13 protein-coding genes and 3 pseudogenes are annotated in these 14,098 nt (G+C 37.5%); all 16 read left to right on the forward strand.

Annotated features, from left to right (window positions below):
- Positions 1 to 41: 41 nt before the first annotated feature.
- Positions 42 to 467 (forward strand): flagellar export chaperone FliS, encoded by a 426-nt coding sequence (fliS, locus tag BFG57_RS12005; protein WP_069717732.1) that lies wholly within the window; start codon positions 42 to 44, stop codon positions 465 to 467.
- An 81-nt stretch (positions 468 to 548) separates the two neighbouring features.
- A pseudogene (locus tag BFG57_RS19645) lies at positions 549 to 848 on the forward strand (flagellin N-terminal helical domain-containing protein); the annotation flags it as partial.
- A 1,716-nt stretch (positions 849 to 2,564) separates the two neighbouring features.
- Positions 2,565 to 2,816 (forward strand): annotated as a pseudogene (locus BFG57_RS19650) (flagellin); the annotation flags it as partial.
- A 91-nt stretch (positions 2,817 to 2,907) separates the two neighbouring features.
- Complete coding sequence (locus tag BFG57_RS12015; protein WP_069717733.1) at positions 2,908 to 3,345, forward strand: YaaR family protein; 438 nt, start codon at positions 2,908 to 2,910, stop codon at positions 3,343 to 3,345.
- Between the two features lie 224 nt (positions 3,346 to 3,569).
- Positions 3,570 to 4,412 (forward strand): DegV family protein, encoded by an 843-nt coding sequence (locus BFG57_RS12020; RefSeq protein WP_069717734.1) that lies wholly within the window; start codon positions 3,570 to 3,572, stop codon positions 4,410 to 4,412.
- Between the two features lie 27 nt (positions 4,413 to 4,439).
- Positions 4,440 to 5,972: an ATP-dependent helicase ComFA gene (locus BFG57_RS12025; protein ID WP_245676749.1), complete on the forward strand. Its 1,533-nt coding sequence runs from the start codon at positions 4,440 to 4,442 to the stop codon at positions 5,970 to 5,972.
- Between the two features lie 64 nt (positions 5,973 to 6,036).
- Positions 6,037 to 6,741 carry a ComF family protein gene (locus BFG57_RS12030; RefSeq protein ID WP_069717736.1) on the forward strand — a complete coding sequence of 235 codons (705 nt, stop codon included), beginning with the start codon at positions 6,037 to 6,039 and terminating at the stop codon, positions 6,739 to 6,741.
- Between the two features lie 82 nt (positions 6,742 to 6,823).
- The gene (locus BFG57_RS12035) at positions 6,824 to 7,246 is read left to right on the forward strand and encodes a TIGR03826 family flagellar region protein (protein WP_069717737.1); all 423 of its coding nucleotides are present in this window, start codon (positions 6,824 to 6,826) and stop codon (positions 7,244 to 7,246) included.
- 163 nt (positions 7,247 to 7,409) lie between these two features.
- The gene (gene flgM, locus BFG57_RS12040; protein ID WP_069717738.1) at positions 7,410 to 7,667 is read left to right on the forward strand and encodes a flagellar biosynthesis anti-sigma factor FlgM; all 258 of its coding nucleotides are present in this window, start codon (positions 7,410 to 7,412) and stop codon (positions 7,665 to 7,667) included.
- Positions 7,668 to 7,688: 21 nt separating this feature from the next.
- Positions 7,689 to 8,174, forward strand: coding sequence for a flagellar protein FlgN (locus BFG57_RS12045; RefSeq protein ID WP_069717739.1), 486 nt, complete (start codon positions 7,689 to 7,691; stop codon positions 8,172 to 8,174).
- A 17-nt stretch (positions 8,175 to 8,191) separates the two neighbouring features.
- Positions 8,192 to 10,267 (forward strand): flagellar hook-associated protein FlgK, encoded by a 2,076-nt coding sequence (gene flgK / locus BFG57_RS12050; protein ID WP_069717740.1) that lies wholly within the window; start codon positions 8,192 to 8,194, stop codon positions 10,265 to 10,267.
- Between the two features lie 16 nt (positions 10,268 to 10,283).
- Positions 10,284 to 11,429, forward strand: coding sequence for a flagellar hook-associated protein FlgL (flgL, locus tag BFG57_RS12055; protein WP_069717741.1), 1,146 nt, complete (start codon positions 10,284 to 10,286; stop codon positions 11,427 to 11,429).
- Between the two features lie 93 nt (positions 11,430 to 11,522).
- Positions 11,523 to 12,104, forward strand: coding sequence for a DUF6470 family protein (locus BFG57_RS12060; protein WP_069717742.1), 582 nt, complete (start codon positions 11,523 to 11,525; stop codon positions 12,102 to 12,104).
- A 14-nt stretch (positions 12,105 to 12,118) separates the two neighbouring features.
- The gene (gene fliW / locus BFG57_RS12065; RefSeq protein ID WP_069717835.1) at positions 12,119 to 12,568 is read left to right on the forward strand and encodes a flagellar assembly protein FliW; all 450 of its coding nucleotides are present in this window, start codon (positions 12,119 to 12,121) and stop codon (positions 12,566 to 12,568) included.
- Between the two features lie 2 nt (positions 12,569 to 12,570).
- The gene (gene csrA, locus BFG57_RS12070; protein ID WP_069717743.1) at positions 12,571 to 12,798 is read left to right on the forward strand and encodes a carbon storage regulator CsrA; all 228 of its coding nucleotides are present in this window, start codon (positions 12,571 to 12,573) and stop codon (positions 12,796 to 12,798) included.
- 187 nt (positions 12,799 to 12,985) lie between these two features.
- Positions 12,986 to 13,297, forward strand: a pseudogene (locus BFG57_RS19655) (flagellin N-terminal helical domain-containing protein); the annotation flags it as partial.
- Between the last annotated feature and the right edge of the window lie 801 nt (positions 13,298 to 14,098).

The following is a 14,098-nucleotide window of genomic DNA, read 5'->3' on the forward strand; positions in this document are numbered from 1 at the left end:
ATAATAATAACAGATGAAAAATTGATAGGGGTGGCCCATACATGTCAAACCTTTTTACTGAGGAAGCTTTACATAAGAAATCTCCTCAAGAACTAACTGCTTTATTGTATGAAGCTTGTTTAACGAACTTGGATCAGGCAATCGATGAAATAAAAGATAAAAATTTTGTTGCTGCAAATAATCATTTGCAAAAAGCAAATGAAATCTTACATAGATTAGGTGCTGGAATTAACTATGAAGCAGGAATTATCGCTGATCAGTTAGACGCACTGTATAACTATATGGCTGATAAATTAATAGAGGCAAATTACAACAAAGATATTAAGTTAATAGAAGAAGTAAGAGAGAATCTTCAAGAAATTGCGAGAACATGGAATGAAGCGTTACAAAAAAAGAATACACCAATTCCGAAATTAAACAGACAAAAAACGATGGCTTATGAAAAGAATGTATTAGTAGATAATTGATTATAAAAGGAGACTATAATAATGAGAATTAATCATAATATTCAAGCGTTAAATGCATATCGTAACTTATATCAAAATCAAATGAGTACATCAAAGAACTTAGAGAAATTATCATCTGGTCTTCGGATTAATCGTGCAGCTGATGATGCAGCTGGATTAGCAATCTCTGAAAAGATGCGTTCGCAAATTAGAGGTTTAAAAGTAGCTGAGCGAAATGCACTAGATGGGATTTCATTAATGCAAACAGCAGAAGGGGCATTAACAGAAGTTCACTCAATGATTCAACGTATGCGTGAACTAGCTGTACAAGCAGCGAATGATACGAATACAAAATCGGATCGCGAGCACATTCAAAAGGAAATTGATCAACTATTAACAGAAATTGATAGCATTTCTGAAAAAACAGAATTTAATACAAGAAAGTTATTAGACGGTTCAAGTGCGGCTGATACACAATTTGTAACAGGAGAAATCGCTAAAACGAATATTAAGAATGTGCCTACAGTAATTGATCCATCAATGGAATCAGGACGTTATGAAATTCAAATTAATAGCACGCCTGAATATCAGTATAAGTTAAATCAACCTGGGGCAGGTGTAAGTGAATCTTCTGTATTAGGCGTTAACCTTGAAGCGGTTTTCCAAGATAATGAAGCAAAAAATACAAATATGCAGCAGGCTCCAAAAGTGACAGATTCTACTTTAGCAAATTCACCAGGTTCATACCAGCTTAATGTTAAGTCGATTACTCAACATAAGACAGTTGTAACAGATCCTTCCACTACAGGGATTGATATTGCAACTGGTGGGTTTTATTCAGACTCTTCAACAACATCGGTTATTTATGGGGAATATAGTGTCACGGTTTCAGGCCTAACTGGAAGTGGAGCAACTATGAAAGCTGACATCGAAGTAAAATCACCAGATGGAACGTTAATCGAGAAAAAATCAGGAGTCGCAGTTGGAGCAACAGCAGGTCAAAGTTCGGTTGAATTTGGTTCTGGTACTACTGCAGCTATTAACTTGGATTTAAGCCAAGTAGCAGCAGATGGTACAGCAACAATCGAAATTCAAAGTAATGCTACTATAACAGATGCTAGTAATACAGGAGTTAAAACTGCCGGTGGATTTTATTCAGATGTTTTAACTACAGAACTTCCTTATGGAGAATTTAGTATTTCAATATCAAACTACAATAGTACTAATGGTACAGCTGACATTGCTGTCTATTCACCAGATGAAACGTTAATTGAGGCAAAAGCAGGAATCGCAGTTGGAGCAGCAGGTCAGGCTTCGGTTGAATTTGGTTCAGGTACTCGAGCTGTTACACTTGATTTAAGCAATATATCAAATGATGGTACAGCAACAATCGAAGTAGAAGCAGACATTGAATATGAGATTCATGAACTTAATCCAGATGGTACAATAAAAAATGCATCAATTGAAACAAATACTGCTACTACTTCAGGTGGTCTTATAAATGGATCGAAATTTGATACTACATTTAACCCATCTGCAACGTTAGGTACAAGTAGATTTGATATAACGAATGACCTTCCGTTTGGTGAATACACAATTCAAGTAACCGACTTTCAGGAAGATGATAATGGGATTAAGAGTGCAAGTATCCAAGTTCTCGATCCAGATGGTTTTTCAATAGGTGAAATTGCTGCAGAAATTGGAGCAACTGGTGGAATTGAAACGGTTGGTATGGAAAATGGTAGAACAATTAATATTGATACAACTAAGATTACTCAAGCTGGTACAGCGAGAGTTCAAATTGAAGCTGAGATGAAAGTTGGAGTCTCTTCAGTTGCTGCAGATGGTACAGAAACTCCAATTACATTTGAAAAAGAAATCACGACGAGAAATGGTGTCATCCAGCACGGTGGATTAGAAATAGAATTTGGATTGAATGTTCGTGAGGGTGAATCTCAATTTGATCTAACGAATAAATCATTAGCATTCCAAATAGGTGCTAATACTGGTCAAAACGTAAATATTGATGTTCCACAGTTGAGTACAGTTAAATTAGGTATTGAAGATATTGATGTACGAAGTCACGATTCTGCAAGTGCTGCAATCTTTCAATTAGAAGAGGCATTGAATATCGTTTCTTCGGTTCGTGCAAAGCTCGGTGCTACTCAAAATCGTCTGGAACACACAATTAATAACGTGCAGACAACTCATGAGAACTTAACGGCATCTGAGTCTCGAATTCGAGATGCAGATATGGCTCTTGAAATGACAGAGTTTACGAGAAATAACATCCTTAACCAATCAGCACAAGCGATGCTTGCGCAAGCAAATCAATTACCTCAAGGTGTACTTCAATTACTTCAAGGTTAATAGTTAATTACTGAGAGATAGGATCTAGTTGGTCTTATCTCTTTTTTTACCATATGATACAATAATGTAAAATGCTAAAGGCGGGTATAGCATGGATGTACAGAAGATCAATAAAGCTGGACTAAATAAAGTGAACCAGAAAAAGCAAGGTGTGTCAGAAAAGGTAAGCTTCCAAGAAGTTATGCAAAAAGGTAGAGATGAAAAAACGTATGAAAAACTCTCTGCTATGATGAAAGACATTGAAAAACAAGGGAAAACATTATCTGAGAATCGTACGGTTGAAGAGTTTCGTAAATATAAGAAGCTTGTTAAAGATTTCATGGAAGATGCGGTTGAATTCGGATTAAACCTTGAAGAGCGCCGAGGGTTTAACCGTCGTGGACGTACAAAAATATATAAGATTGTCAAAACAGTCGATCAGAAGTTGATTGATCTAACAAATGAAGTGTTAAATAAGGAGAAACAGCAGTTAGATATACTGAATTCAGTAGGAGAAATTCAAGGGCTGCTTATTAATATTTACACATAAGAGGCTTTGTGCAGATGACTAGTTCATCTATAACTTAGAACTGATTACACTCGAAACTATTGAATCATAATATATTTCTATTCTTTCAACAAGTGCCTATGGATTCAATGCTATTGGGCATTTTCTTATTTTTGTAGTTTTATTGACAGTTTACATGCAATTGTAAGCAAAATTAGGTAAAATAGAAAATAGCAATGAATTTGTTCGTAAAGGTAGGTTTTATAATGAAAACAGCTGTCGTAACGGATAGTACAGCCTATATTCCAGAAGAATTATGCCAACAATTAAACATACATATTACGCCGTTAAATGTAATTTTCGGTGATGAGTCGTATCAAGAGGGAATCGATATTACGACTGATCAATTTTACAAAAAGATCAAAGAAGTAGATGCATTACCGAAGACATCACAGCCATCAACAGGTTATGTGGTAGAAACGTATGAGAAACTAGCAAAAGATCATGATGCGGTCATATCTATACACCTTTCAAGCGGTATAAGCGGTACATTCCAAGGTGCGATTACAGCTGGGGAAATGGTCGAAGGCTTGGACGTGTATGCTTACGACTCGGAACTGAGTTGTATGTTACAAGGGTATTATGTGATTGAAGCAGCTAAGATGGCACAAGCCGGTAAACATCCAGAAGAGATTATAAAGCGTTTAGATGAAATGAAGAAAACGATGAGTGCATACTTCATGGCTGATGACTTGTCACACTTACAAAGAGGTGGTCGTTTAAACGGTGCACAGGCATTTGTTGGCAGTCTCCTTCAAGTAAAACCAGTTCTACATTTCGTAGATAAAAAAATAGTACCATTTGAAAAAATTCGTACATCTAAGAAGGCATTAAAACGCATTTATTCTCTGTTCAGTGAAGTGGCAGAGAAAAAAGTTCCGATGAAGGCAGTTGTGTTTCATGCAAATCGTGAAGAAGCCGCAAAAGACATCATTCAACAAATCGAACAAGAATATCCACATGTTGATGTTACGATAAGCTATTTTGGCCCAGTGATTGGTACACACCTCGGTGAAGGTGCAATGGGTGTCGGTTGGTACGAAGAATAAAACAATTGCTGTTCCCCCGTCACAATGATGGGGGAACAACTTATAAGGAGTGATGCGATGTTATATAGTGAGCAACTATATACAGGTAAGCCTATAATTGTTCCTGAAGCACTGGCGCAATCATTGATTGATATGTTGCCGATTTCTGAGTGTACTTTCAATGAAACGCTCCCCAAAAATAAAAACTATCCTTATGTTCAACCTCTACAACAATTTCTTCAACATAAACGACTTCCAATTAACCTCATTCCCTTCGAAATTCAAGTCATTCATGACCATTATCTAAATGGATTTATTCGATATCAAAAAGGGCTTATTAAAAATAATAATGAGTTTCAATGTCAACGTTGCGGCAACCATGATCAGCATTTATTTGCACGGATGCCTTGTGTTAGGTGTAAGAAAGAGTGTATGTATTGTCGAAAGTGCCTCGTTATGGGTAGGGTTAATGCTTGTACGATGCTAATAAGTTGGTGCGGTGAGGAAACTACACACATTCAGAACAATCATCATTGCGATTCTCTCTTAACTTTATCAACAGGTCAGCAAACTGCTTCAAACAAAGTAGTAGAAGCGATTCAAGAGAAAAAACAGTTACTCGTATGGGCGGTATGTGGTTCGGGGAAAACTGAGGTCTTGTTTAGCGGAATTGAATATGCATTAAATCAAGGCTTGACCATTTGCATTGCGACACCGAGAACAGATGTTGTACTTGAACTTGCACCAAGATTGAAAAAAGCTTTTCCGACTGTTGAGGTCGTATCACTCTATGGAAATAGTAAAGATAAGGAACGTAATGGACAATTAATGATTTCAACAACTCATCAGTTACTTCGCTATTACCGTACCTTTGAGGTGATGATCCTTGATGAAGTTGATGCGTTCCCATATCGAGTTGAACCGATGCTCCAGTATGCTCTCAACCAATCTAGAAAAATAGATTCTTCGCTCATTTACCTCACTGCAACCCCAGATAAACAACTTCTTCAGTCAGAAGATCTCGACATTATTACTATCCCTGCTCGTTATCATCGTCATCCACTACCAGTACCAAATTTTAAATGGTGTGGGAATTGGCAAAAAGCTTTAGAGAAAGAACTTTTACCTTATGTTTTCGTTTCATGGCTTAGTGAACGAATCGACAAGAACAAACAAGTTCTGTTGTTTGTCCCTCATATTCGTACGCTAGAACAAGTTGTCATATTAATAAGTGAGCTGGATCGTTCTGTTACAGGGGTACATGCAGAAGATCGGAATCGGAAAGAGAAGGTTGAACGATTTCGAAATCAAGAGATTATGATTCTCGTCACAACTACAATTCTTGAACGTGGTATCACTGTTCCGAATATTGATGTGGCTGTGTTAGGAGCAGAAGATAACATTTTTACTGAAAGTGCACTCGTTCAAATAGCTGGACGAGTGGGTAGAAGCCCTAAGTTTCCAACAGGCGTTGTAACCTTCTTTCATTACGGAATAACGAATGAAATGGTGAAGGCGAGGAGGCAAATTGAACGAATGAATAGAGAAGCGAGTGAAAAGGGTTTAATAGATTTAAAATAAGGAGGGAGTTGTCATAAACGCATTTATTGGTCCATTAGCTTTTTCTTCAAAAAATTATTGTCCAATTTGCGATAATGGAATTCTTCTGAAGCTTTCATGGCGATATTATGTCTTCAACGAGAAACAAGAGAAGTTGTGTGATAAGTGTAAGAGTAATTTAGTCCCTATCACTGAAGAAACATGTATAAAATGTAGTCGCCCCGTAAACTCATTATCAGCTGATTACTACGTAGATGGAGTATGTTATGACTGTCAAAGGTGGGAAGAATCTAGTCAATGGACAGGGATGTTGGCGCAAAATGTTTCAGTATTCGAATACAATGAATTTATGAAAAATGTTGTGAACCAATGGAAGTTTCGAGGAGATTATGTAGTAATTGAAGCATTTAGACAGAGTCTCTTAAGTACTTTTTCTAAACACTATAAAGATAACGATCTATATCTTGTTCCAATCCCCTTAAGTGAAAAGCGCCTCTATGAACGAGGATTTAATCAATCGGCCGCACTTGCTGAACTGCTAGATTATCCGATAGTTAATTTGTTAAAACGAACTGAAAGTGAAGAGAAGCAAAGTCAAAAGTCAAGAGAAGAACGTATACATACGAGTTCCCCATTTTCTCTTACCTCTGAGCTACACAGTCTACAAGACAAACATATCGTCTTAATAGATGATATCTATACAACAGGAACAACCCTTCGTCATGCTGCGAAAACCTTATCACCTCACACATCGAAACGTATTCGATCCTTTACACTTATTCGTAGTTAAGAAAGTGGGCTATGCTTCAGCTTACCTAGAATTTGTCGATATAGTATAATAAAAGAAAAGAATCGTGATGGGGGGATATAACATGGCGGAATTGGCAAATTGCCCGAAGTGCGATCGATTATTTGTACAAAACCTTAGTGGGATTTGTGAAACCTGTAGACGAGAGGAAGATAAACAATTTGATATTGTTTATAAATATATTCGTAAGAAAGAAAATCGTAGTGCGACGATTCAGCAAATTCATACAGACACAGGTGTAGCAGAAGAAACAATTATGAGATTCGTGAAGGAAGGTCGTCTAAGAACAACACAGTTTCCTAACGTTGGATATGGATGTAAACGTTGTGGAACAATCATTCGGGAAGGTGAAATGTGTGTAGAGTGCGTGAGAACCATTAAGGATGATTTGCATCGTTATAAACGTGAGAGTGAAAGAAAAGAAGCAACAGAAAAACAACACACGTATTATTCTATGGTTGATGAGAAAATCAGACGAAAAAAATAATTAAAAATATCTATAAGATGCCGATACTATAGTTAGAGTAGTATCGGTTTTGTAGTTATATTAGTCTAAATGACATGAATAGCTCCGTTAATTATAAATAGAATTATCTCTATGAATATAGGTATATCTTGAATTTAAACGAAAAAAGAAAAGGAGGTCTAATATGAACATTAATCGTATTAACTCAATGAGAATGAACCCTTATCAGAAGCAACAGGAGTTTCAAGAATCATTAAAAGCAGAGAAAAAGAAAGATGAAGTAAAGATATCTTCAGAAGCGAAGGAACTGCAGAAGGAAAGCTCAATTCAAACTGAACGTGATGAGAAGATAAAAGCGATAAAAGAAAAAGTTCAATCTGGAGATTATGAAGTTCATCCACATAAAATTGCACAAAAAATGTATGATTTTTGGACGGAATAAGGAGAAAGAGGGGCGTATAGTTTGTCCATCGGAATTTTAGTCGAATCATTACAAAAGTTAATCAAGTTACATGAACAGTTATTTAAAATCGCAGAAAAGAAAACAGAGCTTATTAAAAATAATGAATTAGAAGAATTGCAACAATTAGTCAAGGTTGAAACAAAATATGTACAAGCGGTTCGTCAAATTGATAAGGCACGTACACAGGCTGTTGATGAGTTACTAGATGGCAAATCAGATGAGAGAACACTTACAACTTGTATGCGTTTTGTTCCAAAGGAGAGTGCTGAAACTCTACAGCGTTTGTTTGAACAATTGTCAGCACTACTGTCTCAACTAAAACGACAAAATGATCTGAATCAGCAACTTATACAGCATTCTTTGCAATTTGTTAATTTTTCGATTGATATGCTATTACCTGAACCAGATGAATTTAATTATGAAAGCCCGACAAAAGTGGATCGGAATGTTAATCAAGGGCGCTTCATTTTTGATTCGAAAGCGTAACGAACGGAGGAATAAGAGTGACTTCAACTTTTCATGGATTAGAGACTGCTATGCGTGCATTGAGTAGTCAGCAGGCGGCACTATATACAACAGGTCATAATATCGCAAATGCGAATACACCAGGTTACACACGTCAAAGAGTGAATTTTACGCAAACGGAACCGTATCCAACCCCAGCTTTTAATACACCGAATATTCCTGGGCAAATTGGGACAGGTGTACAAGTTGGTGATATTCAACGTATGCGAGACGGATTTCTAGATATGCAATTTCGTGGTGAAAGTGCAAAGAATGGCTATTGGGAAGCGAGGAGCCAAGTGTTATCCCAAATGGAAGATGTCATGAGTGAACCTTCTGAGGAAGGTTTAGCGAATATGATGGATCAGTTTTGGAATGCGTTGCAAGATTTAGCGGTGCAGCCTCAAGATGTAGGCGCAAGAAAAGTTGTTAAAGAGCAAGGGGTTGCATTAGCAGATACATTTAATTATATGTATGATTCCCTTAAATCAATTCAGAAAGATTATCGAAATGAAATTGGCGTAACAGAATCTGCAATTAATTCAATACTTCGTCAAATTAACCAAGTGAATAAAGAGATCGGTGCTGTTGAGCCACATGGTTATTTACCAAATGACTTATACGATGAGCGTGATCGCTTAGTTGATGAGCTATCTAGTCTCGTTGATATTAAGACTGTTTCAGTAGCAAGCGGAGGTAATGCTGCGGGTGGTGCTGAAGGATTGTATGACGTCTTTTTGGTAGATAGGACAGGTAAGATTTTAACCGATGATAATGGAAGACAGATCAAGTTAATCGATGCACGATCACTTACAGCAACAGGTGTGAGTGTTCAGTATGAAAATAGAGCAGATGAAGATAGTCCTGTTCAGCAAATTAAATTTTTTCAATTAGATGAGAAATCATCTCGTTTTGAAGGTATTGTCGATCCAGACTCTGCAACTGGAACTTTTGAACTTAATAGCTTCAATAGCTTTGATTCGAATGGGAAGTTGAAGGCATTCATCGAGGGGTATGGCTACATAGATGACCCTACACCTACCAATCGAAAGAGTGGAGATGAACAGGTGAAAGGGTTATATCCTGAAATGATGGCCGACCTTGATGAGATGGCATTTTCTTTTGCTAATCATTTCAACCTCATTCACCAATCAGGGTGGAGCATTAATGATATCGAAAATGGCAATCAATCGAAAAAGAACTTTTTCGATTACGCAGGAAGTGTAATGCCGACAAAAGATAACCCGAAAGGTGCTGCAGCAAATATAAAAGTATCGGCAGCGATTATTGAAGATACGGATAATATTGCAGCTGCTGCGGAAGGTAATGTGCTTGCAGGTGCGATGGTGCGTGATAACGTAGAGGTAGGCACTGTTGGTAACCCAGGTGTTACAGGTGTGTATGATAGGCTTGCAAGTAGCGGTGCTAATTCTACAGGACAAACTGATTTGCCAGCAAATGCAGAAAAAATTCAAATCGATGCATCGTATGATGAATCGACAAATCAATGGATATATACGGTTATACCATTGGATAATAAAGGAAAAGAAATTGATATGGATCCGAATACACCAGCAATCGATGGATTTCCATTAGTTACTTCAAGCTCAAACGAAGTAGAACTGTACGGTGTGAAAATTGATGTATCGAATGTAACAATTGCCGATGATAATACAGGTATTCAGACATGGACATTTACGTTCGCAGCAGAAGGCAATCAAGCTGTCGATGATGCATTTGTTGGAAATGGCTCAAATGCACTTGCACTTGCAGATGCGAAAGATGATGTTATCAACTATGACGGCATCTTAACGACGGTTCATTCTTTCTATCAAGGTATTATTGGTGATATGGGTGTAAATGCTTCAGAATCAAACCGTATGTTAGATGTGACTCAATCATTAAAAGATTCTGTTGATAATCGTCGCATGTCAACGAGTAGTGTCTCATTAGATGAAGAAATGACAAATATGATTAAGTTCCAGCATGCCTATAATGCGGCAGCTCGAAATATAACGGCTGTTGATGAAATGTTAGATACGATCATTAACGGAATGGGCCGTGTAGGTAGATAAGGATGGTGAGTAACGGATGCGTGTAACACAATCAATGCTAACAAATAGTAACTTAACGTATATAAGTAATAACTATGAACGGTTAGGGAAAGTTCAAGATCAACTCAATACAGGAAAGAAAATTACGAAACCTTCAGATGACCCAGTTGTTGCAATGAAAGGAATGCGATATCGCAGTGAGGTTGTAGAAATTGAACAATTTCAACGTAACTTAACTGAAGGATATTCATGGATGGACAATGCTGATCAAGCGTTGGGAGAAGCAGGTGACATCCTCAATCGAGTTCGTGAGCTCGTGACACAAGCGGCTAACGATAGTTATACAGAAGAAGATCGAGCGAATATTGCAAAGGAAATTAACCAATTAAAGCAGCATCTTGCGGATATAGCAGATACGAAGGTTGGAAATAAATATATTTTTAACGGAACGAATACGAGTGAATCCCCAATTAACGAGGCTTTCATGGATATTGAATATGGAGAATTTGCAACGGATCTTGACTTAGGCAATGGGAATCAGTATGTGATGACATATCAAGGAAAACCTTATTCGTTTAAAGAAGTGAGTGGGACAGAATTTACGTTTGAAGCTCCTGATAGTCAAAGAATTACGATCGATCGCGCATCAGATGAAATCGTTCATACATTTGAAGAATTACCAAACGGGAGTAGTACTCCTTTTGAAGTGAATGAATCGATCAGTTCAGATCAATTGGTTTTCACGAGCCAAGATGCTGTGTCTAGGAATACACAGGATGTAGAAATTGAAGTGATGAAGGGCGTTACAATTCCAATTAATGTTCGTGCACAAGAAGCTTTTTCACAAGAAATGTTTGGACTGATGACATCTATTGAGAAGATGCTCGTTAATACGACTACAGAAGCAAGTGATCTAGATGAATCACTCGATCAAATTGATGACGTATTAAATGGTGTTGTTAATACGAGAGCAGAATTGGGAGCGAGACAAAATCGTATTGAGATGGTAGAAGCACGTTTGTCAACTCAGGAAATTGTTGCGAAAAAAACCGTTTCAGAAAATGAAGATATTGATTTCGAGAAGGCAATCATGGACCTGCAAACACAAGAGAGTCTTCATCGAGTTGCATTAGCAGCAGGTGCACGTATTATTCAACCGACGTTAATGGATTTTCTCAGATAAGGAGCTGTCATTATAGACAGCTCTTTCTTTCAATCTAATTTTTATGAAAATTAACTAATGATGATGTGGTGTTGCTGAGAGAGGTGGATGATGTTGAACTTGCCAAAGATTCAAATCCAACAAACACAAGCTGAAATCGGAATTAGACAATCAAGACCCCAAATGACGATGAGACAGCCGAAAGCAATCATAGACATTAACCAACCACTGCCTGAAATTGAGATCGTTAATGAATTTGGGAAACTTTCTATCGATCAATCTGCGGCATTTGCCCAAGCCGATGTGAAGCACATCTTCGAACGCATACAGGAGTGGGCTCAAAAGGGAGAACAAGCAGCATTGCAAGCTACTGCGAAGGCTGCACAAGAAGGCACTAAGCTGATGCGTATTGAAAATGAAGGCAATCCAATTGTGTCAATCGCAGCTGAAGATAGTGTCCTTTATCCGACGAGAGGCTTTCAAATCGGATACGTTCCAAAAAGTACAACAGATGTGAAGCATCATTTTGAACGTGGAGAGTTTCAAGTGAAGGTACAAAGTTATACACCGAATATATCTATTAAACCGCAGTATCCGATTATAGAAATACCCAAGTGGCAGACTGACGTTTATTTGAAAGCGAAATCGTCAATTTCCTTCAATGTTGTTGGTGGAAAAGTCGATTATCAATATTGAAAAGTGGTGCGAAAATGATTATTCAAACGAAATATCTTGGTGAACAGGAAGTTGCTACAGAGAACATCTGGACATTTGAAGAAGGGATTCCAAGCTTTGAAGATGAGAAAGAATTTGCATTCATGCAAATGTCTACGGATGCACCCTTCTATGCGTTGCAATCCATAAATACCCCTGATTTAACATTTGTTGTAATAAATCCGTTCGAATTCAATCAAGCGTATGAGTTCAAACTATCAGACAGTGTGATTAGGCAACTAAACATAAATGATAAACAAGATGTGCAAGTTTTTGTCATTCTTACGATCGCTGAACCGTTTGAGCGTACAACAGCAAATCTACAAGCACCGATAATTGTTAATACAAAGACGAAACATGCGAAGCAGGTTGTGTTGATTGATGAGAAATATTTGACGAAACATCTATTATTTCAAACCGTATCTTCACTATCGAAGGAGGGCTAAGCATGCTTGTTCTAACGAGAAAACGAAATGAATCAATTAAAATTGGTGATGAAATTGAAGTTGAAGTGTTAGCGGTTGATGGCGAACAAGTGAAGCTTGGTATTAAAGCCCCAAAGCATATTGATATTCATCGGAAAGAAGTCTATCTATCAATTCAAGCAGAAAATAAAGCCGCGGCACTCACATCAATCGAAGCATTTAATCAATTCCAAAAAAATTTTAAAAAATAAGTAAAGAAAGCTAAAAAATAGAGCAAAAGTACCGATATAGTAACTGTAAGTGAACTAGTGTTAGACCTACGGCCGAGGCTAACACTATGAAACTATAATAACCACATGGATGTGGGAAATGGATCTCAAGGAGGAATAACACATGATTATTAATCATAATTTATCGGCAATGAACACATATCGTCAAATGGGTAATGCAAACAAAGCGAATGCGAATTCAATGGAGAAATTATCATCAGGTCTTCGTATTAATCGTGCAGGAGATGACGCAGCAGGTTTAGCAATCTCTGAAAAAATGCGTGCACAAGTACGTGGATTGGATCAAGCTAGCCGTAACGCGCAAGATGGTATCTCTCTTATTCAAACTGCTGAAGGTGCTTTACAAGAAACACACTCAATTCTTCAACGTATGCGTGAACTAGCTGTTCAATCATCAAATGATACAGCGACAGATCCTGACCGTGAAGAAATGCAAAAAGAGATTTCACAACTTAAAGATGAAATCGATCGTATTTCTGGAACAACTGAATTCAATACAAAGACATTATTCGATGGTAGCTTAGAAAAAGCTGGATTATCTAAAGCTACAAAATTAGAGTCTATTCAATTAGATGGTACAGCTACACAAGGGACGGGTACTGGAGCCAATGCTCTTCAAGCTACAACAACCATTTCTACAGGTGTTAATGATCAAATTAATCTAAATGTAGATGGTGCTGGTGCTCAAGCTATTACTATAGCACAAGGCCAATATACATCAAGAGAAGATCTAGTTACTGCTGTTAACGATGCGATTGGTAATAATGCAAATCTAGCAGGTAAAGTTACTGCTGAGTTAACAAGTGATAACAAATTATCTTTTATTTCAGCAAGTACAGGAATGAATAGTGGGGTTGCAGTAACTGCAGTTAGTAATATCTCTGCAGGTCAGCTAGGTTTCTCAAGTGCAATTACAGATAGCACAGCTGCATATGCTCTTACAGCTGGAAATATTAATGTTACTGCTGGTGAAACTAGTTTAGACATTAAATTAGGTGCTCGTACTGCAGAAACGATTGATTTAACAAATTATGGAATGTCTGACGGTGATACAGTAGGGGAAAATCAAGAGACTGTTGATGCTTTGCAAGCTGCATTCGATGATAAATTTGGAGCTGGTGCAGTTTCTGTTACATTTGAAGCTACGGGAGATACAGATTTAATTATTAAAAGTAGTTTAGGAGCTGTTTCACTTGCTGCTGGTTCAACTAACGACTTAGCATCTGCATCTGGTACTTTTGCAAGCTCTTCTGTTGCAGGA

The sequence above is a fragment of the Bacillus solimangrovi genome, from assembly GCF_001742425.1.
Classification (GTDB): Bacteria; Bacillota; Bacilli; order Bacillales; family Bacillaceae_N; genus Bacillus_AV; species Bacillus_AV solimangrovi.